The 23023-nt window shown below is 36.5% G+C and carries 17 protein-coding genes and 1 CRISPR repeat array; of the genes, 13 read left to right on the plus strand and 4 right to left on the minus strand.

Annotated elements, in window-relative coordinates:
* Window positions 1-52: 52 nt before the first annotated feature.
* From RV15_RS14555 to RV15_RS14570, 4 genes are all read right to left on the minus strand, one after another.
* Entirely contained in the window at window positions 53-799 is a 747-nt protein-coding gene (locus RV15_RS14555) for an SDR family NAD(P)-dependent oxidoreductase (RefSeq protein ID WP_071878743.1), read from the minus strand.
* Window positions 800-1040: 241 nt separating this feature from the next.
* Entirely contained in the window at window positions 1041-2963 is a 1923-nt protein-coding gene (locus tag RV15_RS14560; protein WP_071878744.1) for a PTS fructose transporter subunit IIABC, read from the minus strand.
* A 22-nt stretch (window positions 2964-2985) separates the two neighbouring features.
* Entirely contained in the window at window positions 2986-3900 is a 915-nt protein-coding gene (pfkB, locus tag RV15_RS14565) for a 1-phosphofructokinase (RefSeq protein ID WP_071878745.1), read from the minus strand.
* Entirely contained in the window at window positions 3897-4649 is a 753-nt protein-coding gene (locus RV15_RS14570; protein WP_139243045.1) for a DeoR/GlpR family DNA-binding transcription regulator, read from the minus strand. The genes pfkB and RV15_RS14570 overlap by 4 nt, the downstream gene beginning before the upstream one ends.
* A gap of 185 nt (window positions 4650-4834) precedes the next feature.
* On the opposite strand from RV15_RS14570, the gene RV15_RS14575 reads away from it, so the two are divergent.
* From RV15_RS14575 to RV15_RS14635, 13 genes are all read left to right on the plus strand, one after another.
* On the plus strand, window positions 4835-6322 hold the full coding sequence (locus RV15_RS14575; RefSeq protein ID WP_071878747.1) for an alpha-amylase: 1488 nt from the start codon (window positions 4835-4837) through the stop codon (window positions 6320-6322).
* 284 nt (window positions 6323-6606) lie between these two features.
* A CRISPR array of direct repeats spans window positions 6607-7383; the repeat unit is 33 nt; unit sequence GTCTCACTCTTTATTGAGTGAGTGGATTGAAAT.
* 228 nt (window positions 7384-7611) lie between these two features.
* Window positions 7612-9852: a DNA helicase PcrA gene (gene pcrA, locus RV15_RS14580; RefSeq protein WP_071878792.1), complete on the plus strand. Its 2241-nt coding sequence runs from the start codon at window positions 7612-7614 to the stop codon at window positions 9850-9852.
* 192 nt (window positions 9853-10044) lie between these two features.
* Window positions 10045-12090: an NAD-dependent DNA ligase LigA gene (gene ligA / locus RV15_RS14585; protein WP_071878748.1), complete on the plus strand. Its 2046-nt coding sequence runs from the start codon at window positions 10045-10047 to the stop codon at window positions 12088-12090.
* Window positions 12091-12288: 198 nt separating this feature from the next.
* Window positions 12289-12594: an Asp-tRNA(Asn)/Glu-tRNA(Gln) amidotransferase subunit GatC gene (gene gatC, locus RV15_RS14590; RefSeq protein ID WP_071878749.1), complete on the plus strand. Its 306-nt coding sequence runs from the start codon at window positions 12289-12291 to the stop codon at window positions 12592-12594.
* The gene (gene gatA, locus RV15_RS14595; protein WP_071878750.1) at window positions 12594-14063 is read left to right on the plus strand and encodes an Asp-tRNA(Asn)/Glu-tRNA(Gln) amidotransferase subunit GatA; all 1470 of its coding nucleotides are present in this window, start codon (window positions 12594-12596) and stop codon (window positions 14061-14063) included. The genes gatC and gatA overlap by 1 nt, the downstream gene beginning before the upstream one ends.
* Window positions 14063-15493: an Asp-tRNA(Asn)/Glu-tRNA(Gln) amidotransferase subunit GatB gene (gene gatB, locus RV15_RS14600; RefSeq protein ID WP_071878751.1), complete on the plus strand. Its 1431-nt coding sequence runs from the start codon at window positions 14063-14065 to the stop codon at window positions 15491-15493. The genes gatA and gatB overlap by 1 nt, the downstream gene beginning before the upstream one ends.
* A 16-nt stretch (window positions 15494-15509) precedes the next feature.
* A complete protein-coding gene (locus tag RV15_RS14605) occupies window positions 15510-16568 on the plus strand; it encodes a diacylglycerol kinase (protein ID WP_071878752.1) in 1059 nt (352 codons plus the stop codon).
* Window positions 16569-16835: 267 nt separating this feature from the next.
* Window positions 16836-17516 carry a nicotinamide riboside transporter PnuC gene (gene pnuC, locus RV15_RS14610; RefSeq protein ID WP_071878753.1) on the plus strand — a complete coding sequence of 227 codons (681 nt, stop codon included), beginning with the start codon at window positions 16836-16838 and terminating at the stop codon, window positions 17514-17516.
* A gap of 22 nt (window positions 17517-17538) precedes the next feature.
* Window positions 17539-18180 (plus strand): deoxynucleoside kinase, encoded by a 642-nt coding sequence (locus tag RV15_RS14615; protein WP_071878754.1) that lies wholly within the window; start codon window positions 17539-17541, stop codon window positions 18178-18180.
* 109 nt (window positions 18181-18289) lie between these two features.
* Window positions 18290-19657: a 23S rRNA (uracil(1939)-C(5))-methyltransferase RlmD gene (rlmD, locus tag RV15_RS14620; RefSeq protein WP_071878755.1), complete on the plus strand. Its 1368-nt coding sequence runs from the start codon at window positions 18290-18292 to the stop codon at window positions 19655-19657.
* Window positions 19658-20150: 493 nt separating this feature from the next.
* Window positions 20151-20921, plus strand: a complete 771-nt coding sequence (locus RV15_RS14625) for a helix-turn-helix domain-containing protein (protein WP_071878756.1) — start codon at window positions 20151-20153, stop codon at window positions 20919-20921.
* Window positions 20876-21226 (plus strand): hypothetical protein, encoded by a 351-nt coding sequence (locus tag RV15_RS14630; protein WP_071878757.1) that lies wholly within the window; start codon window positions 20876-20878, stop codon window positions 21224-21226. The genes RV15_RS14625 and RV15_RS14630 overlap by 46 nt, the downstream gene beginning before the upstream one ends.
* Before the next feature lie 473 nt (window positions 21227-21699).
* Entirely contained in the window at window positions 21700-22893 is a 1194-nt protein-coding gene (locus RV15_RS14635) for a tyrosine-type recombinase/integrase (RefSeq protein WP_245791389.1), read from the plus strand.
* Window positions 22894-23023 lie beyond the last annotated feature (130 nt).

Below are 23023 nucleotides of genomic sequence, written 5' to 3' on the forward strand. Positions count from 1 at the left end.
TTACCAACATTAGTTGACAAAGAGCCCTTTAAATATATCAACATATTTGTCTTTACATTGTAATGCTGTCTCCATCAATCACTAATTCCGCACCAGTTATGAAACTGGCTTCATCGCAAGCAAGGTAAATAATCCCATTGGCGATATCATCAGGTTTTCCTAAATAAGGAAAGTGAACTGATTTTTTATATGCTGGCCTGATTGTTGGAAAAGTAGTTTCTATCATGGGAGTATCGATACTGCCCGGACAGATTGAATTGATACGAATATTGTGTTTAGCATATTCAAAAGCCGCTTCAAGCGAGACTGAGCGAATAACATCTTTTGCTGCAGCATAGGGGCTATTGTCTGGTAAACCAACTAAACCTTCAAGAGATGAAACATTTACGATCGAACCACCCCCATTTTTTATCATAAACGGAATGACTTCTTTGATACTGAATACAAGGCTATTTACATCAATACTTTGAATTTTTTTCCAATCTTCAGCCGATAAATCTAACATCATTTTTGGAGCAGAAATCCCAGCATTATTAACTAACACATCAATTTTTCCATAGCTTTTTATAGTATTGGAAATTACTCTCTGCCAGCTCTCGACAGAACTTACGTCATGTTGAAACGCTGTAGCTACACCATCGGCCTGAGTGATTGTTGATATGACGGTAGAAATTTTATTCAAATTGTTACCAGTACAAACGACAATGGCTCCTTCCTTGGCCGCTAATTTAGCTGTAGCTGCACCAATACTACTGTTACTTTCTGTAATCAATATTACTTTACCTAATAATCGATTCATATAAAAAAACCGCTATAATGAAAAATCATTATAGTCATCCTTTCTGATCATTTTTTTAAAATGATTATTGTTCTAGTGAAGAAATAGTTAACGCGTAAGGAGTGTCTGCTTCTCAACTATAGTTTAATATAGATTTTTTTTTAAAGCGAATGATATAATCTCAAAATAACAAGTTTTTATTAAAGAAAAAACCTCAAGGCAAAGAGAACGGACTCTCCACCATTGAGGCTTAATAAAACGTTTATTGTGTAACTGGTTTTTTTACAATTCCTAAAATTAATGCAGAAACAACGGCACCAATTGCGATAAATACCAAGTACAAGATTGGATGACTAAGCAACAGAGCTACAAAAATCCCGCCATGAGGAGCTAGGAGGCGAATGCCAAAACCACCGACTAAGCCGCCAGCTAATGCTGAACCAACAACAAAGCTTGGGATAACCCGTATTGGATCAGCTGCCGCAAATGGAATTGCGCCTTCAGTAACAAATGATAGTCCCATCACTAAGTTGGTCAATCCAGCATCTTTTTGATCTTTCGTAAATTTATTTTTGAAGATCAATGTTGCAATAAAAATAGCTAATGGGGGAACCATACCACCGGCCATAACAGAGGCCATAATGATACTGCCGCCTTCTGTAACAGTCGCCGCAATCGAAGCTGTACCGAACACGTAAGCAGCTTTATTGATTGGACCACCTAAGTCAATCGCCATCATTCCACCAAGTAGGGCACCTAAAAGTGCCGCGTTTGTTCCATCTAAACTTAATAAGAAACCATTTAAACCATCATTGATAACTTTCATTGGAACATTGACTAAAAGCATTAAACCACCAGTAATCAGTAGACCAAAAACCGGATAAAATAAAATTGTTTTAATACCATCAAGTGATTTAGGCAAGCCTTTGAAAAGTTTCTTCAAGAAAATAATAACGTATCCAGCTAAGAACCCGCCGACTAAAGCACCTAGGAAACCAGCACCACCTGTATTGGCTAACGCACCAGCTGCAAAACCTACGATCAAGCCTGGGCGATCAGCAATACTTGAAGCAATAAATCCAGCTAAAACGGGTAACATAAAGCCAAATGCCGCAGCTCCAATTTGATTGAACCAAGAAGCTGCTTCATTATAATTACCAAGCATACTTAACTGATCTTGAGGAACACCGATAAATTGATCGATCATAAATGAAAGGGCAATGGCAATCCCACCACCAATGACGAATGGAAGCATATGTGAAACACCGTTCATCAAATCTTTATAGATTCTTGAACCGACTGAACCATCAGCTGATCCATCTTCTTCACTTGAATCTGATTCAGAACTATGGAAAGTCGGAGCAGTACCACTAGTTGCTAAAGTGATTAATTCTTCTGTTTTACGAATCCCATCACTCACTGGACGATTGACTAATTCTTTTCCGTCAAAACGATTCATTTCAACTTTTTTATCAGCGGCAACGATCACGCCATCAGCACGAGCAATATCTTCAGCTGTTAGCCGATTTTTGATTCCTTCAGAACCATTTGTTTCAACTTTGATGTCAATGCCCATTTCTTTGGCTTTTTTCTTTAAAGCATCTTCGGCCATATAGGTATGAGCGATACCAGTAGGGCAAGCTGTAACGGCAACAACGAATTTACGATCAGTATCCTGATTGTTTTTAGTTGTTTCTTCTAATTGTTCTTGTTTCTCTTGTGCTTCTTTGGCCTCTTCAGCCGATTGAAACAGGCTTTGAACATCTTCTGGTGTTGTAGTTTCTTTTAATTTCGCTACAAAATCTGGATCGATCAATAGGCGAGATAGGGCAGCTAAAGCTTGTAAGTGAGTATCGTTAGCGCCTTCTGGAGCGGCAATCATAAAGAATAGGTAAGTTGGTTGACCGTCTAGCGCTTCGTAATCGACACCCTTGTTACTTTTAGCAAATAAAACAGTGGCTTCTTTCACCGCACTATTTTTGGCATGGGGCATCGCAATTCCATCGCCAAGACCAGTTGACGTTTGCGCTTCACGGGCTAAAATTCCTTCTTTGTACGTTTCAATATCAGAAATTCTACCACCATCGTACATTTTTTGGACCATTTCATCGATTGCATTTTTTTTGTCAGTTGCTTGCAGATCCATGATCATCACGTCTTTGACAAGTAAGTCTTTGATGTTCATTTTTATTCCCTCTTTTCTTAAGTTACTTGATTTTTTCAATTTCTACTTCTGAAATCAATTCATTGATAAGGTCAGTAGATGCTAAGTCATCTGAAAAAGCAGTAGCGCTCCCACAGGCCACGCCCCATTTAAACGCTTCAATTGGATCGTTATTTTTAGCAAATGTGCCTACAAATCCGGCAATCATCGAATCTCCAGCGCCAACAGAGTTTTTCAATGGCCGTTTTAACACGTTTGAACGATAAATACCGTTTTTAGTGAACAATAAAGCACCGTCGCCAGCCATTGAAATGATCACATGTTGTGCACCATCTTCTAATAAACGTTCTCCAAATGGTAAGATATCCTCCATGGTTTGAAATTCTACGCCAAATAATTCAGCCAGTTCATGGTTGTTTGGTTTGATCAGTAAAGGCTTTTGCGGTAGAGCATTTAATAAATCTTTACCAGTGGTATCAATGACAAAATCAGCCTCTTTATCTTTGATAATTTGAATCAGCTCTTCATAGAAACCTGTTCGAAGCGTTGCTGGTGTACTTCCGGATAAAACGACGACATCATCGGAGGAAATTGCACTCAGTGCTTGTTTCAGGTCTTGCATTTCTTCGTTGCTGATAGCAGGACCCAATCCGTTGATTTCAGTTTCTGTTTCAGATTTTAGTTTAATATTGATTCGAGTATCTTCTTGAACCATTGTAAAATTCGTTTGGATTTGTTCTTTTGTCAGCCAGTCAGAAATGAAATTTCCTGTAAAACCGCCCAAAAAACCAAGTGCTGTTGATTCAGCTTGGATTCTTTTTAAGATTCTTGAAACGTTGATGCCTTTGCCGCCAGGTAACTTAAAGTCATTGGTCATTCGGTTCAAGTCGCCTAATTTAAGACCTTCTACATGAACGATATAGTCGATTGAAGGATTTAATGTCACTGTATAGATCATTGCGCTGCCTCCTTGATTGTTGTTTTTTTCTGGAATTGTTCAAGTAATTCTGATGAACACTGATTTGTTAGAAGGATTACGTCTTCCAGATCGGTTACCTTTGTGAAAGTTACTTTATTGAGTTTTGATTGGTCGATCAAAACATATGCTTCTTCAGCTTGAGCGATGGCTAGGCGCTTCAAAGCTGCTTCTTCAGGATCAGGAGTTGTTAAACCAAATTCAAGATGGGCGCCGTTCATGCCCATAAAAACTTTATTGAAGCGAAAATGACTGAGCTGTTCCATTCCTGTTGAACCCGTGATAGCCTTTGTTGTTAACTTTAGCGATCCGCCAAGAATGATGGTATTGATGTTTAAATCACCAAGTTTTGCTGCATGATGGACTGAATTTGTAACAACTGTGATATTTTTACCTGCTAAAAATGGCAACATTTCTAAAGTGGTTGATCCTGCATCCAGGTAAATAACGTCGCCATCATGAACGAATTGAGCAGCTAGTGATGCAATTATTTGTTTTTCTTGCGTGTTTTTGACTGATTTTTCAGTCATATTTTGCTCAAAACCTAAATCTAAAATTCGTTTGGCGCCACCGTGTACACGTTCTAATAATTCTGCGTCTTCTAATTCCTGTAAATCTCGACGGATTGTTGACTCAGAAGCGTTAAGGAGCGTGGATAATTCTTGTGATTTAACGACAGGTTGTTGATCTAATAAACGTAAAATTGCTTGGTGTCTTTCCTCTGTAAGCATTTTCACACCTCTTTTCAATGACTATAATAGCATATCTAAATTATTGATGCAATCAAAAACGGTCAAAAACGATCAATTGCAACTTAAAACGATCACTATAGAGAGAAATAAACCAAAATTTTATTATTTGACAAAGAGGTTTGTTCTTTGGCTTAATGAAGATAAGACAAATCGGAGGGATACGTATGAATAATCGTACAATTTTACAAGGATTTGAATGGTATCTGCCGGCAGATAGTCAACATTGGCAACGTCTGACTGAATTAGCAGAAGAATTACATAATATGGGAATCAATGGCGTTTGGCTTCCGCCAGCCTATAAAGGAGCAAGTGGTGTAGAAGATGTAGGGTATGGACCTTATGATTTATACGATTTAGGTGAATTTGATCAACAAGGAACGATTCCGACTAAGTACGGTACTATAGAAGAGTATTTAAAATGTATTAAAACATTAAAAGCGAATGGGATGGAAGTTTATGGTGATATTGTTTTTGATCATTTTATGGGAGCAGATGAAGAAGAGACAGTTTCAGCTATAAAATATCGCCCTGATAATCGAAATGAAGCACTTAGTGGTGAAGAAGAAATTTCAGCATGGACGAAATTTACTTTTCCAGGAAGAAATCAGAAATATAATGATTATACTTGGACGTGGAAAAATTTTTCAGGTGTCGATTTTGATGATCGTAGACAGGATCATGGGATTTTCAATTTTGATGGAAAAGGTTGGGATGAAGAAGTTGACAATGAAAATGGCAATTATGATTATTTGATGGGTTGTAATTTAGATATGGAGTATTCTGAAACAGTTGAGCAGTTAAATAGATGGGGACAGTGGTATCAAGAATTGACAGATGTTGATGGCTACCGTTTAGATGCAGTAAAACATATTCAGTTTAATTATTTCGTCGATTGGTTAATAAATAGAAGAAAAGAAAAAGGCAATGATTTATTTGTCGTTGGTGAATATTGGAATGGTGAGTTGGAGAAATTAACGAATTATATTGATAGTTCTGGAACGTTGATTTCTCTATTTGATGTTCCTTTGCATTATCATTTTTATGAGGCAGCAAACTCTGACGGTCACTATGATATGCGAAATATTTTTGAAGGAACTTTGGCAAAAGAGCGCTCAGAATGGGCGGTCACCTTTGTTGATAATCATGATACGCAAAAAGGCCAAAGTTTGGAATCATGGGTTGATGGTTGGTTTAAAGTTCATGCTTATGCGTTAATTTTGTTGCGAAAAGCTGGGACACCAGTTGTCTTTTGGGGCGATCTATTTGGAATTCCGTCTCAAGGTGTGGACGCTGTGGGGAAAGATTTAGAACTATTGTTAAAAATTCGTGAACAGCTAGCTTACGGCAGTGAAATGGATTATTTTGATGATCCCAACGTGGTTGGATGGATAAGAACAGGGACGTTTGATCGAGAGCAATCGGGCTACGCTGTCGTAATGACCAATGCTCAGGCAGGCGAAAAGAATATGACAATCAGTGCGATACATGCTGGGAAAATATTTGTTGATATTTTGGGTAATAATGATACAAAAGTCACATTGGATGAAACTGGTGGTGGCACATTTCCAGTGAATGGCGGAGAAGTTTCTGTTTATGTGAATGAAGAGATTGTAGAAAAATTGAGTAGAAGAATTGACGGTTTGACGATGTAGGAAGAGCAGTGAAAGACAGTGCTCGTTACTTTTACTGGATGATATGTCGATTTGAGCGTGACTTCTATTGAAGGAATAACTATACTAAGAGTAGTAAGTAAACATTTAGAGTATATGTAAAACAGGTGCGAACCCCAAGTGCACATGAAATCACTAGGGGACCCGCACCAGAATTTTGGTGAAAATAGGTATTAAACAGGTCTTTTTCTCATTGAATTCACATTTTTGGATAGATGCAATGCAGAGAAATAGTAGATATGTAAATTGTTTATTACTTTTTCACAGTCTCACTCTTTATTGAGTGAGTGGATTGAAATTGTTTGTGTTAATGATGAAGACTATGTATCTAAGTCTCACTCTTTATTGAGTGAGTGGATTGAAATCATTTCAGCATCTGTGGCATATCTAGCAGATCCATATGTCTCACTCTTTATTGAGTGAGTGGATTGAAATTTATCACACGAGCAATGCAAACTTTAGGCGTTTTGGTCTCACTCTTTATTGAGTGAGTGGATTGAAATTTTTTCGTGATGATGCAGATGATAGCGGCCGCAAACGTCTCACTCTTTATTGAGTGAGTGGATTGAAATATTTCACTACCTCCTAATATCCGCTATATAACAAGTCTCACTCTTTATTGAGTGAGTGGATTGAAATAAATCTAAGAACGCCTTACATACTGGTAAGAAAGCGTCTCACTCTTTATTGAGTGAGTGGATTGAAATCAACCCATCAATGGGTTATCATTTAAACGAGCGGGTCTCACTCTTTATTGAGTGAGTGGATTGAAATAAGCTGTTAGTAATCCATATGTTTTGAGTTTGATTGTCTCACTCTTTATTGAGTGAGTGGATTGAAATATTGCGAACAGCCGGAATCTCAATTTGTTTGACTGGTCTCACTCTTTATTGAGTGAGTGGATTGAAATAAGAAAGTTATCCCTTTTACTGCACTCAAAATGGTCTCACTCTTTATTGAGTGAGTGGATTGAAATTCGCTGCGTTTCCCAAGCAGTAACTAGAATATTAGTCTCACTCTTTATTGAGTGAGTGGATTGAAATCTTCATATTCCCTTTATTTTTTTGTAAATCAAATCGTCTCACTCGTTACCGAGTGAGTTTTTTATTTCCCCTGAAATCCATAAAAACAATAAGTAAAGTTGATTTGTCACTATAATTGCCATCACCCAAAAAGAAAATATTGTTCCAAGAATTCCATCATTATTAAAGAATTTTTGTCCTATATTTGGTATAATGTATAAGATTGAAAAAAGAGAGAGGACGTTGATGATGGCACAAGAAAACGCCTTGATCCAAGGTATGAATCCGAGACAAAAAGAAGCCGTTCTGCATACTGAAGGGCCTTTATTAGTTATGGCGGGTGCAGGCAGTGGAAAAACTAGAGTTCTAACTCACCGTATTGCCTATTTAATTGAAGAAAAAGATGTGAATCCATGGAATATTTTAGCAATCACTTTTACGAATAAAGCTGCAAAAGAGATGAGAGAGCGGGTTGGGAAATTATTAGAAGTTGGCGGAAATGATGTGTGGGTTTCAACATTTCACTCAATGTGTGTACGGATTTTACGTCGAGATGTTGACCATATCGGCTATAACCGCAACTTTACGATCATCGATACTTCTGAACAACGAACGTTGATGAAACGGATTTTGAATGAACTAAACATTGATTTAAAGAAATACGATCCCCGCTCGATTCTAGGCACGATCAGTAATGCCAAAAATGAGCTACAGACTCCTGAAAAGGTTGAAGAATTACAAGGAACACCTTATGAAGAAGTTGTCGCAAAATGCTACAAGATGTATCAAAAAGAATTAAGAAATAATCAGTGTATGGACTTTGACGACTTGATCATGAATACGATTCGTTTATTTAATGAACATCCAGATTCATTGAATTATTATCAAAATAAATTCCATTATATCCATGTAGATGAGTACCAAGATACCAACCATGCTCAATACACCTTAGTCAATATGTTGGCGGCACGTTTCAAAAATTTATGTGTCGTGGGCGATGCTGACCAAAGTATATACGGCTGGCGTGGAGCAGACATGCAGAATATCTTAGATTTTGAAAAAGACTACCCTAATGCGTCTGTCATCCTGTTGGAACAAAATTACCGCTCTACCAAAAAAATTCTAGATGCGGCTAATAATGTCATCAAAAACAATAGCAATCGTCGAGACAAACAATTATGGACAGAAAATACTGACGGAGAAAAAATTGTTTATTACCGTGGCGATAACGAACGGGATGAAACGCAGTTTATCGTGGGCCAGATCCAAAAAGAAATGCGTGAAAGAGACCGAATTTATGGCGATTTTGCTGTGTTATACCGTACGAATGCCCAATCTCGGGTGATGGAAGAAATGTTGCTTAAATCCAATATTCCTTATACCATGGTCGGCGGGCATAAATTCTATGATCGTAAAGAAATCAAAGATATCTTAGGTTATTTAAATATTATTTCCAATCCAATGGACTCACTTAGCTTTGAACGGGTAGTCAATGAACCAAAACGAGGCATTGGCAAAAGCTCTGTTGAGAAATTAAGAAGTTTCTCTCAGATGCATGGTTGGTCATTACTCGAAGCGTCACAAAATGTGGATCTAGCAAATATTTCAGGTAAGGCTGGTAAAGAGTTAGGTAGCTTTGGCATGATGATCCAAGATTTGACACAGATGATTCCTTATTTGACGATTACTGAATTGGTGAAAGAAGTGCTGGAACGCAGTGGCTACCGTGAAGAATTAGTCAGACAAAATAATTTAGAATCTCAAGCACGCCTAGAAAACTTGGATGAATTTTTAACGGTTACCCAAGAATTTGATAAACGTTATGAACGCCAAGATGAAGAAGAAGCAGATGCACCCGATGAAAAATTAGCCGTATTCTTAAACGATTTAGCGCTTGTTTCAGATTTAGATAATTTAGAAGAAAGTACTTCTCAAGTAACGTTGATGACATTACATGCAGCTAAAGGACTTGAATTTCCTGTTGTATTCTTGATTGGATTGGAAGAAGGGGTCTTCCCGTTATCTCGTGCAATGTTAGAAGAAAGCGAACTAGAAGAAGAACGTCGACTTGCATATGTGGGAATCACTCGCGCCGAAGAAGTATTATATATATCCAATGCTTTTTCTCGCACCTTATATGGGAAAACACAATACAATCGTCCAAGTCGTTTCTTAGATGAAATCGATGAAGAATTATTAGACTTACAAGGTTCGATCGCAGCACCAAAAGCACCTGCTAGAACCTTTGAACCGAAAGTGTTTAAACCAGCCTATGCGCAGCCAACGAAGCAGCCGGTAACGGATAAAGTTGAAAGTGGCGGGGAATCAATGGCCTGGCAAGCAGGAGATAAAGTCAGACATAAGGCGTGGGGAACCGGCACAGTCGTTCGAGTTGGTGGTACCGCTAAAGACTTAGAACTAGATGTTGCTTTCCCGGAAAAAGGGATCAAGCGCTTATTAGCAGCATTTGCTCCGATTGAAAAAATATAAGTGTGGTAAAAAGTGTCTCAAGCCTATTTTTAATGAGGTTAAACGAGCCCGTTTGCTGTTATATTTATCTAGCTGCACAAATCAATCCTTATGAAAATAGATAAATCAACAGTGAAACAAAGAACGTTTCAATGCTAATTTCCTACAGGATTAAACGATTTGTTCCGCTTTTAATATTAGGAGGGATCAATTATGACGCAAGTGCCGATAACATTAGCTGAAGCGACAGAGAAAGCAAAAGAACTACGGATACAGTTAAATCAGTATTCCCATGAATATTACGTTGCTGATAAACCGACCGTAGAAGATTATGTGTATGATCGCTTATATCAAGAATTATCAGACATAGAAACCGAATATCCAGATTTGATCACTTCTGATTCACCAACGCAGCGAGTTGGTGGAAAGATTTTACAAGGTTTTGAAAAAGTCACACATGAAGTGCAAATGTATAGTTTGAATGATGGTTTCAGTAAAGAAGATATTTATGATTTTGACGAACGTGTGCAAAAATTAGCTGGCAAACAAGTGGGATATTGCTGCGAGCTAAAAATCGATGGATTAGCAATTTCATTAAAATATGAAAATGGCAAGTTCGTTCAAGGTGCGACTCGTGGTGATGGAACAGTTGGTGAAAATATCACAGAGAATCTGAAAACAGTCAAATCAATTCCTTTGGAGCTGAAAAAGCCAATTTCAGTTGAAGTCCGTGGTGAATGTTATATGCCAAAACAATCGTTTGTCAATTTAAATAAAGAACGTGAAGAAGCAGGACAAGATGTTTTTGCGAATCCACGAAATGCAGCTGCTGGGAGCTTGCGTCAGTTAGATACAAGTATGGTTGCTAAAAGAAATCTTAGTACATTTTTATACACTGTGGCTGATTTTGGACCGATGACAGCACAAACTCAGTTCGATGCGCTGAATGAATTATCAGAAATTGGTTTTAGAACCAATCCTGAAAAAAAACTATGTCAAAATATCGATGAAGTTTGGGCTTATATAGAAGAATATCATGAAAAACGCTCAGAATTACCGTATGAAATCGATGGAATCGTGATCAAGACCAATGAGTTCACGATCCAAGATGAATTAGGGTTTACGGTCAAGGCCCCTCGTTGGGCAATTGCGTATAAATTCCCACCAGAAGAAGCTCAAACGGTAGTAGAAGAAATCGAATGGACGATTGGACGAACTGGTGTCGTAACGCCAACTGCTGTGATGCAGCCTGTTCGTGTGGCGGGGACAACGGTTAGCCGAGCAAGTTTGCATAATGCTGATTTCATCGCAATGAAAGATATTCGCTTGAACGATGCAGTCATTATTTACAAAGCTGGCGATATTATTCCAGAAGTCGCACAAGTCTTGACCGAAAAACGGGATGAAAATAGTCAACCCTATGAAATTCCAACTCATTGTCCAGTTTGTAATAGTGAGTTAGTTCATCTGGATGAAGAAGTTGCTTTACGTTGTATCAATCCGAAATGTCCAGCTCAGATCAAAGAAGGACTCAATCATTTTGTGTCTAGAAACGCAATGAACATCGATGGCTTAGGTCCGCGCGTATTAGAGCAAATGTATGATAAAGAGCTAATCGCTGATGTTGCTGATTTGTACTTTTTAACAGAAGAACAGTTGATGACATTAGAAAAAATCAAAGAAAAATCTGCGAATAATATTTATCAAGCAATTGCTGCAAGTCGTGATAATTCTGTTGAACGCTTGATTTTTGGTTTAGGCATTCGCCACGTTGGTTCTAAAGCAGCCAAAGTTTTAGCAGAACATTTTGGTGATCTACGAACAATCAGTAAAGCGACTAAAGAAGAAGTCGTGGCATTAGATTCGATGGGGGAAATCATCGCAGACAGTTTAGTGACTTATTTTGAAAATGAAGAAGTACATGAATTGATGGATGAACTGACCAAAGCTGGCGTGAATTTTGAGTATAAAGGGATTCGTACGTCCCAATTAGAGGCTGTAGAATCGCCATTCAAAGATAAAACAGTTGTTTTAACAGGAAAACTTACCCACTACAATAGAGAAGAAGCAAAAGAAAAAATTGAAAATCTAGGCGGCAAAGTAACCGGCAGTGTTTCCAAGAAAACAGATATTGTTGTTGCAGGCGAAGATGCGGGTAGTAAATTGACGAAAGCCCAAGATCTTGGAGTTGAAGTGTGGGATGAGCAGCAAATGGTTAACGCATTAGATAATAGCTATACAAAAGAAGAAGCAGAATAACTTGAAAACGAAACAAATTGAATTTTTAGCGTTATTTTTTACATTTTCAGACTATTTTCTTCCATCTCTCTCAAAAATACTTATAATTTTATGATAGAATAAGAAAAAAGCTACTTTTTAACGAGAAAGGTCGTTAACAGTTAAAAAAATGAACTAGTGAACTCTTGAGTGAGTTTTTCTAAGGAAAGAAGGGTATCCATGGCAATCAGTGAAGAAAAAGCAACACATGTAGCCAAATTGTCCAAACTGTCTTTTTCAAATGAGGAGTTAAAAGACTTTACTGAACAATTAGGCAAAATCATCGACATGGTGGAATTATTAGAAGAAGTAGATACAGAAGGAGTTCCATTTACCTCAAATGTTGCACACTCAATCAATGTTATGAGAGAAGACGTAGCAACACCTGGTATGGATCGCGATGAGTTAATGAAAAATGTACCTGAATCAGAAAATGGCTATATCAAAGTGCCAGCAATTATCGACAATGGGGAGGCTGGTGCATAATGGAAAAATTATACGATAAGTCACTAACAGAATTGCATGATTTACTTGTTTCAAAAGAAATCACTGCAACTGATTTAACACGAGCTACCTTGAATCGTATCAATGAGACAGAAAAAGATGTGGATTCATTTATTACGATCAGTGATGAAAAAGCTTTAGAATTAGCAAAAGCAATTGATCTTAAAGGGATCACTGAATCAAATCCTTTAGCTGGTATTCCGATCGGAATCAAAGACAATATCGTAACCAAAGATATTTTAACAACAGCAGCATCAAAAATGCTTCACAATTTCAACCCGATTTATGATGCAACAGTTATGGATAAAGTCTATCAAGCAGACATGATCCCTGTTGGAAAATTAAACATGGATGAATTTGCGATGGGTGGAAGTACAGAAACATCATACTTTAAGAAAACTAAAAATGCATGGGATCATACTAAAGTACCTGGCGGTTCTTCTGGTGGCTCAGCTGCAGCTGTTGCAGCTGGACAAATCCCGGTTTCTTTAGGAACTGATACAGGTGGTAGTATTCGTCAGCCTGCCTCATTTAATGGAATCGTTGGGATGAAACCAACTTACGGACGTGTGTCTCGTTTTGGATTGATTGCATTTTCTTCTAGTTTGGATCAAATTGGTCCGTTGACGAGAAATGTTAAAGATAACGCTTTGGCATTGAATGCAATTAGCGGTTTTGATGAAAAAGACGGTACATCTGCCGGTGCTTCTGTACCTGATTTTACTGCTGGTTTAACAGGAGACATCAAAGGCCTAAAAGTGGCTTTACCAAAAGAATATTTAGGTGAAGGTATCGATGCTGGCGTTCGTGAATCTGTTCTTAAAGCAGCAGAAACATTTAAAGCTTTAGGCGCAACGGTTGAAGAAGTTAGCTTACCTCATTCTAAATATGGTGTGGCTGTGTATTATATCATCGCTTCATCTGAAGCAAGCTCAAACTTACAACGTTTTGATGGTATTCGTTATGGCTACCGTTCTGAAAACGTCAAAAATCTTGAAGATGTGTATGTAAATTCACGTTCTGAAGGGTTTGGTATAGAAGTAAAACGTCGTATTATGCTTGGGACATTCTCATTAAGTGCTGGACATTATGATGCACACTTTAAAAAAGCTGGACAAGTAAGAACATTGATCAAACAAGACTTTGATAATGTCTTTGAAAAATACGATATTATCATTGGTCCTGCGTCACCGACTGTCGCTTTTGGTTTAGGTGAAAATATCAATGATCCAATCACAATGTACATGAATGATTTACTAACAATTCCAGTTAACTTAGCTGGATTACCTGGTATGTCAATTCCAGCAGGATTCTCAGAAGGGTTACCTGTTGGTCTACAAATCATTGGTAAAGCTTTCGATGAAAGCACAATGTATAAAGCAGCGTATGCGTTTGAACAAGCGACTGATTTCCATACGAAAAAACCTGTGATCTTAGGGGGGAATGACTAATGAATTTTGAAACTGTCATCGGACTTGAGGTCCACGTAGAATTAAAAACAAACTCTAAAATCTTTTCACCTGCACCCGCTCACTTTGGGGCAGAACCAAATAGCAATACGAATGTGATCGACTGGGGCTATCCAGGCGTATTACCTGTTATGAATAAACAAGCACTTGAATTTGGGATGAAAGCAGCACTTGCGCTAAATTGTGAAATCTCTAAAGATACACATTTTGATCGTAAAAACTATTTCTACCCAGATAATCCCAAAGCATACCAAATTTCTCAATTCGATCAACCAATCGGTCACGATGGCTGGATCGACATTGAAGTCGAAGGTAAAACAAAACGTATTCGTATTGAACGTGTGCATTTAGAAGAAGATGCTGGTAAAAATATCCATGGTGATGGCGGTTATTCTTATGTCGATTTGAACCGTCAAGGAACGCCTTTGATCGAGATCGTTTCAGAAGCGGATATGCGTTCGCCAGAAGAAGCCTATGCTTATTTAGAAGCAATCCGTTCAATCATCCTCTTTACAGGCGTTTCAGATGTGAAAATGGAAGAAGGCTCAATGCGTTGTGATGCCAATATTTCTTTACGTCCTTATGGTCAAGAAGAATTTGGAACAAAAGCAGAGCTTAAAAACCTAAACTCAATGAGTTTTGTTAAAAAAGGTCTTGCCTTTGAAGAAAAACGTCAAGCAAAAGTGTTATTATCTGGCGGTGAAATCCAACAAGAGACACGCCGTTTTGATGAAACAACCAACAAAACTTTATTAATGCGTGTTAAAGAAGGTTCAAGTGACTATCGTTACTTCCCAGAGCCAGATGTACCACGTTTTGCGATCGATGATGAGTGGATTGAACAAGTTCGTCACAGTTTACCAGAAATGCCAGCCTCTCGTCGTGCTCGCTACATCAAAGAATTAGGTCTGCCAGAATACGATGCAATGGTTCTAACATTAACAAAAGAAATGTCTGATTTCTTTGAAGCAGCATTAAACGAAGGTGCCGATGCAAAACAAGTTTCTAACTGGTTGATGGGTGAAGTTTCGGCCTACTTGAATAGTGAAAAAATTGAGTTACCAGATACATTATTAACACCTGCTAACCTAGCAGGGATGATCACATTGATCGAAGATGGTACGATCAGTTCTAAAATCGCTAAGAAGGTCTTTAAAGAATTGATTGAAAATGGCGGCGATGCCAAAGAAGTCGTTGAAGCAAAAGGCTTCGTTCAATTATCTGATCCGTCACAATTATTACCGATCATCAATGAGGTATTAGATAATAACCAACAATCAGTAGATGATTTTAAAAACGGCAAAGACCGTGCAGTTGGCTTTTTAGTTGGTCAAATCATGAAAGCAACGAAAGGCCAAGCAAACCCAGGCGTTGTAAACAAATTGCTCCAAGAAGAATTGGCAAAACGCTAGAAAGCAGCGAAAGATTATGAAAAAAGCAAGAGTGATTTATAATCCAACTTCAGGTAAAGAGTTAGTCAAGAAAAACCTAGCTGATATTCTTTCTGTGGTGGAAGAATGCGGCTATGAAACCAGTGCTTTTGCGACAACTCCAGAAGAAAATTCCGCTAAAAATGAAGCACGCCGAGTTGCAGAATTAGGGTTCGACCTAATTGTAGCAGCTGGTGGCGACGGAACGATCAATGAAGTCGTCAATGGCATTGCTCCTTTAGAAAAAAGACCGTCTATGGCGATCATTCCTGCTGGAACAACCAATGATTATGCAAGGGCATTAAAAATTCCTAGAGATAATATTCTTAAAGCCGCAGAAGTTATCAAAAAAAATCAAACCGTCAAAATGGATATCGGTAAAGCGCAAGATAGCTATTTTATCAATATTGCCGCTGGTGGTCATTTAACTGAATTGACCTATGAAGTTCCTTCAGAACTTAAAAGTATTTTTGGTTACTTAGCTTATTTAGCCAAAGGAGCCGAAATGTTACCGCGTGTCAAACCAATCAAAATGCGGATGGAATACGATGACGGTGTTTATGAAGGCAATGCTTCGATGTTTTTCTTAGGATTGACTAACTCAGTTGGCGGTTTCGAAAAGATTGCACCTGATGCAAAACTCGATGACGGAAAATTTTCTCTGATCATCGTAAAAACAGCTAACGTGTTTGAGATTTTACATTTAGCAGCACTGATGTTAAATGGTGGCAAACATATTGAAGATAACCGTTTGATTTATACAAAAACTAGTCATTTACATGCTGAAACACTTGAGCCAAACAGTCGTATGATGATCAATTTAGATGGAGAATATGGCGGCGATGCACCGATGGAATTTACGAATTTACATCAGCATATTGAAATGTTTGCCAATGCAGATGCGATACCGTCGAATGCGATCATGGGTTCAGTGTTAGACGATTACAATGACGAATCTGATGAAGAAGATGAGTATCTTGAAACAAGCAAAGAATTTGTAAAAGAAGTTGAACGTTTGACTGAAGAAGACATTGACAATAATGGAAAAATTGGTTAAGTGTTCAACATAAAAATCAGTATCTAAGGCAGATTTGTCTTAGATACTTTTTTGGTTCCTCTAGTTATAACTAAAGCATGAAAAACCAAACTATATACAATATATAGATGTTTGAAATTAAAAAACACAATATGTTGTATAAAAAATGTCTCATAATCAATAGTTGAGAAGGATTCTCATTGACTTGTGAATAAAACCGAGGTAAATTAAATAAGTCGTCATCTCTGCAGAAAATGATAAACAGGACAAGTGAGAGGTTTGTTTGAAATGAGTTCAAATTTCATTCTTAATGATTTTAAAGGTTGGGAACGAAAAAACTATCTTTTTTTATTTACAATGATTGGTGTGCAATTAGTTGGGTTCTTATTTAATCCATCTAGTTGGATTACTCTAGTGGGCGGTTTATCTGGTATTATCTGTGTCAATCTGATTGCTCAAGGTAGAGTGAGCAATTATATATTTGGTTTTATAAGTGCGCTGATCATAGGATATTTTGGATTCAAAAGCCGTGTTTATGCTGAAGTTTTACTTCAAAGCTTTTATATCATAATGGATATTACAGGTTTATATACTTGGTTAAAAGTTAGCGAAGATGGATCTGGTAATGTGACAGATGTCAAAACGTTGAAAGGCATTCAATGGCTGTATGCTGGACTTGTATGGCTGTCCATTGGTATGGCGGCCTACTATCTTTTAGGCTTTGTCAATGATGCTCAGCAGACTCTTGATGCTGTGACATTTAGTGTGTCGGCAACTGCGATGCTATTGATGATCAAAAGATATCAGTCACAATTCGTTTTTTGGCTATTAGGGAATATTTTCTCTCTAGTCTTATGGTTTAGAGCAGGGACCCATGCTGGTGGCGATTATGCTCTGTTTGTCATGTATAGCATGTATACAATCAATTCTATTTATGGCATGATTCATTGGTTAAAATTAAAAAAATAAACAATAATAGGTAGGGAGTTCGATGGCAGTGATCGTTTTAGCAGGTACAATTGGTGCAGGGAAATCTAGTTTAACAGAAATTATTTCAGAACATTTAGGATCAGATGCGTTTTATGAATCCGTTGATGATAATGAAGTATTGCCTTTATTTTATGCAGATCCTAAAAAATACGCATTTTTACTGCAAATTTATTTTTTAAATAAGCGATTTGACAGTATCAAACAAGCACTCTCTCATGAGAACAATGTATTAGATCGTTCGATCTATGAGGATTCTTTATTGTTTCACTTAAATGCGGATCTCGGTAGAGCAAATGAAACAGAAGTAAAAGTCTATGATTCTTTATTAGAAAATATGTTGCAAGAGTTGCCGTATGCAGCTCAAAAAAAGCGGCCAGATCTATTAGTGCATATTAAAATATCTTTTCCTAAGATGTTGGAACGGATTCAAAGACGAGGACGTCCGTATGAGCAAGTAGAACAAGACCCAGCTTTGTATGATTATTATAAAGAATTGAATAGTCGCTATGAACAATGGTTTGAAGCATACAATGAGAGTCCTAAAATCCAAATTGATGGAGATAAGTATGATTTTATCGAAAGTGAAGAAGCAAAAAAAAAAGTGATTAAGCTGATTGAAAATAAACTAGCAGAAATCAATTAAAACAAAAAAATTAATTTTTGCTTCTTTTAGCTATAGAAACAATCTCTCTATTGCTTTTCTAGCATTTTTTCATTAGAATGAGAGAAGCGCATTAAAGAAGGAGCGACTTATGAATAATTTTCCAGTGAACAAAAATGAAACAATCGAAGTTGATATTATTGATCTGACACATGAAGGAATGGGTGTTGCCAAAGTTGACGGCTACCCACTTTTTATAGAAAATGCTTTGCCAGGTGAAAAAATCGAAATCAAAGTCTTGAAAGTCGGCAAAAGCTTTGGCTACGGCAAAGTCTTGACGATCTTAAAATCAAGCGAAGACCGTGTCCCAGTTAAAGACGCAAACTTTACTAAAGTTGGGATCAGTCCGTTACAGCATTTAGCTTATGGGGCTCAATTGACGTTTAAAACAGATCAAGTGAAAAATGTAATGCAACGTGTAGCGAAATTACCGGATGTTCCAGTGTTGGGCACATTAGGCATGAACAATCCTTGGGGGTACCGTAATAAAGCGCAAATTCCAGTAAGAAAAATCGATGACAAACTACAAACTGGTTTCTTCAGAAAAAATAGCCATGATCTAATTCCATTAGAACATTTCTATATCCAAGATCCTAAAATCGATGAAGCAGTCATCAAAATCCGTGATATCATGAGACGTTACAGCATCAAGCCTTACAACGAATCTGATAACACTGGTAACTTACGCCATATCGTCGTTCGCCGTGGCTACCATACTGGTGAGATGATGATCGTTCTAATTACTAGAACACCAAAATTATTCCCAACAAGTAAAATCATTCCAGACATTCTAGAAGCGTTGCCTGAAGTTGTCAGCATCGTGCAAAATGTCAATGCTAAAAAGACAAACGTGATTTTTGGGGATGAAACGATTCTTTTACATGGCGAAGATAAAATGATCGATACGATTTTTGGTTTGAAATTTGAAATCTCATCTCGTTCATTCTACCAAGTAAATCCTCAACAAACTGAAGTAATGTATAATAAAGTCAAAGAATACGCAGCATTGACTGGTGAAGAAATCGTTGTAGACGCTTATTGTGGGATCGGTACGATCGGTTTAACTTTAGCGAAAGATGCGAAACATGTCTATGGTGTGGAAGTCATTGAAGAAGCAGCAAAAAATGCTGAAAGCAATGCCAAACTAAATGATATTACCAACGCAACCTTTACAGCAGGTTTAGCTGAAGAAGCATTACCAAGAATGATTGAAAATGATATCAAACCAGATGTTGTGATCGTTGATCCGCCACGTAAAGGGTTAGAAGCAAGTCTAGTGAAAACGCTGATTGAAACAAAACCTAAACGAATTGTTTATGTGAGCTGTAATCCAGCGACATTAGCACGTGATCTTGCCTTACTCGTTGAAGGTGGCTTTGAAGTCAAAGAAGTCCAACCAGTGGATAATTTCCCACAAACGACTCATATCGAGTCGGTATCATTGTTAGAACGAAAATAAACGCCTACATTACACCTATTATTAAGATGTGATCGTAGACACAATGAATAAAAATTGACTAAAAAAGCCTTTGTTTTTTAAGGCTTTTTTATTTTCACATCGATGTAAAAATAGTATAGATTTATCATGTTTTTTAGAAAAAAATAATAATAGATGTTTCAATGAATGCCTCTTACATTGTGTAATTGATCTTATTTTACTAAAGCACCGATTGTTCGTAAAATTGTTTTTGGATGCATAAAATGAATAGCTAATCTAGTAGCAAAGGGTGTATGGAATTTATGAAAATGTTTATTGAACAAAGTGACAATAGAAAAATTGAAATTTTAGATTACTTAATTCGCGCGTCTGGCGCAGTAACCTTTTCAGAATTAGTTGAGGTGATGCCATAACAATTCGATCGATAGTACTTTCGTATCAGGAAAATCCTTATCTTAATGAGAACAGGCTAGAAATTAATTATACTAAAGCAGGAACACTACACAGTATTCAGTTGAAAGATACTTCATTAACAAATGCCGCTTTTTTTTATCTTGAAAGAGCACCCTTATTTATAATGATTAAAGAACTATTTTTAGAAGGAGAGCTCAATCGAGAAAAGATATGTACTAAATATTTTATAAGCCAAGCGACTTTTTCTAGAAATAAATCAAAACTGAAAAAAATGTTACGGATATTTGAATTTGAATTAACGACGAACAATTGTATTGCAGGGAAAGAACACATGATTCGTAATTTTTTTTTTATGTTTTTTTCATACGCAACTTCAGAATGGCTTTTTTCTGAGAATGCTTATGTATCGCTAGAAGAATCAATGACCTCAGGATTTTTAGATAATCTTGATCCGGCTAAGAAAAGTCTTATGAGATTATTATTGTATATTAGTAAAGTTAGGAATATACAAGGATATTCAATAGATACTTCAACGACTATTGCATTTGAAGAAAATAGTAACTATGAACATTTTTATAAAGATATAGCCAATTATGTAGAGAAAAACTTTCCTTACATTGAAAAAAAAATAGAAGAAATACAATTTATTTTTTTCTTTAGTATACGTGTTAAATTAATAGTGCCAGATATATATCAAGAAGAGAATCTTTTAGTGGACACAGACCAAATAGAGAAGCTTGATAAAAGTAACGTTTTTCTTACAAAGTTAATTCTGGATCATTTTTTGAGGGAAATGAAGAGTTACGTTCCCTTGTTCAACAAAAAATGTTTCCTTTTTTGCTGTTCGTTCATTTTAATTTTATTGATATGAGGAAGTTTTTATATGTATATGATGAAGAAACCTATTTTTCAAAAAGTAACTTTGAAAATGAAATCAATGAGAAAGTTACCTTTTTTTTCTATGAGACAAAGAAAAACTATCCTGAAAATCCTTTTATAAAGAAAATAGTTGAAGGAAATGAGGAAGATGCAGTAATTAACCAGCTATGCTTAATGATTTATAGTATTTTATTACAGACAGAGAAAAGACAACCACAGAGAGTTAAGGTCTATATTCATAACTCAAAAGTTTATATTGCCGATATTTTAAAAGGGATAGTCAAAAAAATTTTTTAGAGAATGTTGAAATAGTTGATGTTTATGATAGCACTGTAGATATTTATATTACAGATAAACTATATTCAGGTGAAATTGATCACCCAGTAAGAGTTTATGTTCAGACATTCTCTGATAGGCATTTGATACGTAGAATATGTACAGCAATTGAAGAAGAAATTATAAAGAAGATTGATAATTCTATTTTATAAAGTAGTAAATATGGTATCCAATCTATCCCTCAAACAAGGGAGATATTGATAAGAACTACGTGTAAAAATGATGTATAAATAAATATAGTGTATTAAAAAAGTAAACATTTCTTATTTTTATATAAAATAAGAAATGTTTACTTTTTAATTTTAATAATATCTACTAACAGAGTTCATTGTATTGGTTTTTTATAACAAAATCAATAGAAAATCATTAGTTTCCTCTCTCAATTTTTTGTGAATATATAAAAAAAAATGAGAAAAACATGATGTTTTATTTGTATGTTAGGTAAACAGGCAGAAAATACAAATGATATCGGTTATTTTTTTCCGCCGTCAATTCCGCCGTCAAAATATAGAAAGGATTTGATTACTTTGGCTAAAGGTGAAAATATCTACAAACGAAAAGATGGACGTTGGGAAGGGCGATATCCCAAAGCAAGAAAAGCTGATGGTTCCATCCGTTATGGGTATATCTATGCTCGAACATATCGTGCAGTGAAAGAACAAATGATTGATAAAAAAGTGCAGTCAAAAGGATTTTACATGGGAGTGACGAAAGAATTTTATGGATCATTTGGAGATTGGGCCAACCTTTGGTTAAACGAAATTGTTTTTCCTAAGGTAAAAGAAAGCACATATGCTAGTTATAGCAATAAAATTCAAATACATATTTTACCTCAACTGGCAAAACGCCCGTTAAAGAAAATCACAGCTTTAGATATGGATCAGTTAGTGAAACGTTTATCGGAATCTTTAGCTGAGAGTTCAGTCCACATCATTTTTCGGATAGTAAAAAGCTGTTTTGAAGCTGCAAAAGAACGAGGTTACCTTTACTTAAATCCTTGTGAACAAACAGTATTGCCAAAAATAAAAAAACAGAAAGTTCAGGCTCTATCACGCACTCAACATAAAGCAGTAGAGAAAGAAAGTTTGAAATCGATTAAAGGGCTACCAGTTTTAATTGCTTTAGAAACAGGAATGCGAATTGGGGAAATTTGTGCTCTTAAATGGGAGGATATTGACTTTGATTCGTCTGTATTAAAAGTTAACCGTACAAAGCAACGAATTGCAATGCCAGGTATCTTAGGACAACGAACTAAGCTTGTAGAAACTAGTCCAAAAACAACAAATGCAGTACGAATTATACCTCTTTCAAAAAAATTAAAAGGAGTGCTGGTTAAATGCCGAAATGAGACGAATTCTTCTTATGTAATAACAGGTGGTGAGGGCTCTGTAGAACCAAGAACAGTTAGTTATCGATTTGAACGAATCAAGCAGAAATTGGACTTATTAAACGTGCCTTTTCACGCATTACGCCATACTTTCGCCACTCGTTGTGTAGAGATGGGGGTTAATATAGCGGCAATCAGTTCATTATTAGGACATTCATCAATTAAGCTGACTCTTGATATATACACCAACTCATTCTTTGAAGAGCAGAGAGCGGCAATTGATCAATTAGCATTTATATAATTCACTCATTTTTTTCTCATTTAAAAAGGGTAATATTCTCTTTTTTCTTTTTATATAACGATCGTTATATAAATTTTATTTCTTATCTATTTTTATAAGTAGGTATCACTCTTTTTAAGAAGACCTTATT

Origin of the sequence: Enterococcus silesiacus (assembly GCF_001886225.1) — a bacterium.
GTDB lineage: Bacteria > Bacillota > Bacilli > Lactobacillales > Enterococcaceae > Enterococcus_L > Enterococcus_L silesiacus.

Bases quoted from the DNA above. Each gene is read 5' to 3' on its own strand.
- RV15_RS14555 (WP_071878743.1), bottom strand. From the start codon at position 799: ATGAATCGATTATTAGGTAAAGTAATATTGATTACAGAAAGTAACAGT.
- RV15_RS14560 (WP_071878744.1), bottom strand. From the start codon at position 2,963: ATGAACATCAAAGACTTACTTGTCAAAGACGTGATGATCATGGATCTG.
- pfkB (WP_071878745.1), bottom strand. From the start codon at position 3,900: ATGATCTATACAGTGACATTAAATCCTTCAATCGACTATATCGTTCAT.
- RV15_RS14570 (WP_139243045.1), bottom strand. From the start codon at position 4,649: ATGCTTACAGAGGAAAGACACCAAGCAATTTTACGTTTATTAGATCAA.
- RV15_RS14575 (WP_071878747.1), top strand. From the start codon at position 4,835: ATGAATAATCGTACAATTTTACAAGGATTTGAATGGTATCTGCCGGCA.
- pcrA (WP_071878792.1), top strand. From the start codon at position 7,612: ATGGCACAAGAAAACGCCTTGATCCAAGGTATGAATCCGAGACAAAAA.
- ligA (WP_071878748.1), top strand. From the start codon at position 10,045: ATGACGCAAGTGCCGATAACATTAGCTGAAGCGACAGAGAAAGCAAAA.
- gatC (WP_071878749.1), top strand. From the start codon at position 12,289: ATGGCAATCAGTGAAGAAAAAGCAACACATGTAGCCAAATTGTCCAAA.
- gatA (WP_071878750.1), top strand. From the start codon at position 12,594: ATGGAAAAATTATACGATAAGTCACTAACAGAATTGCATGATTTACTT.
- gatB (WP_071878751.1), top strand. From the start codon at position 14,063: ATGAATTTTGAAACTGTCATCGGACTTGAGGTCCACGTAGAATTAAAA.
- RV15_RS14605 (WP_071878752.1), top strand. From the start codon at position 15,510: ATGAAAAAAGCAAGAGTGATTTATAATCCAACTTCAGGTAAAGAGTTA.
- pnuC (WP_071878753.1), top strand. From the start codon at position 16,836: ATGAGTTCAAATTTCATTCTTAATGATTTTAAAGGTTGGGAACGAAAA.
- RV15_RS14615 (WP_071878754.1), top strand. From the start codon at position 17,539: ATGGCAGTGATCGTTTTAGCAGGTACAATTGGTGCAGGGAAATCTAGT.
- rlmD (WP_071878755.1), top strand. From the start codon at position 18,290: ATGAATAATTTTCCAGTGAACAAAAATGAAACAATCGAAGTTGATATT.
- RV15_RS14630 (WP_071878757.1), top strand. From the start codon at position 20,876: ATGTTTCCTTTTTTGCTGTTCGTTCATTTTAATTTTATTGATATGAGG.
- RV15_RS14635 (WP_245791389.1), top strand. From the start codon at position 21,700: ATGTTAGGTAAACAGGCAGAAAATACAAATGATATCGGTTATTTTTTT.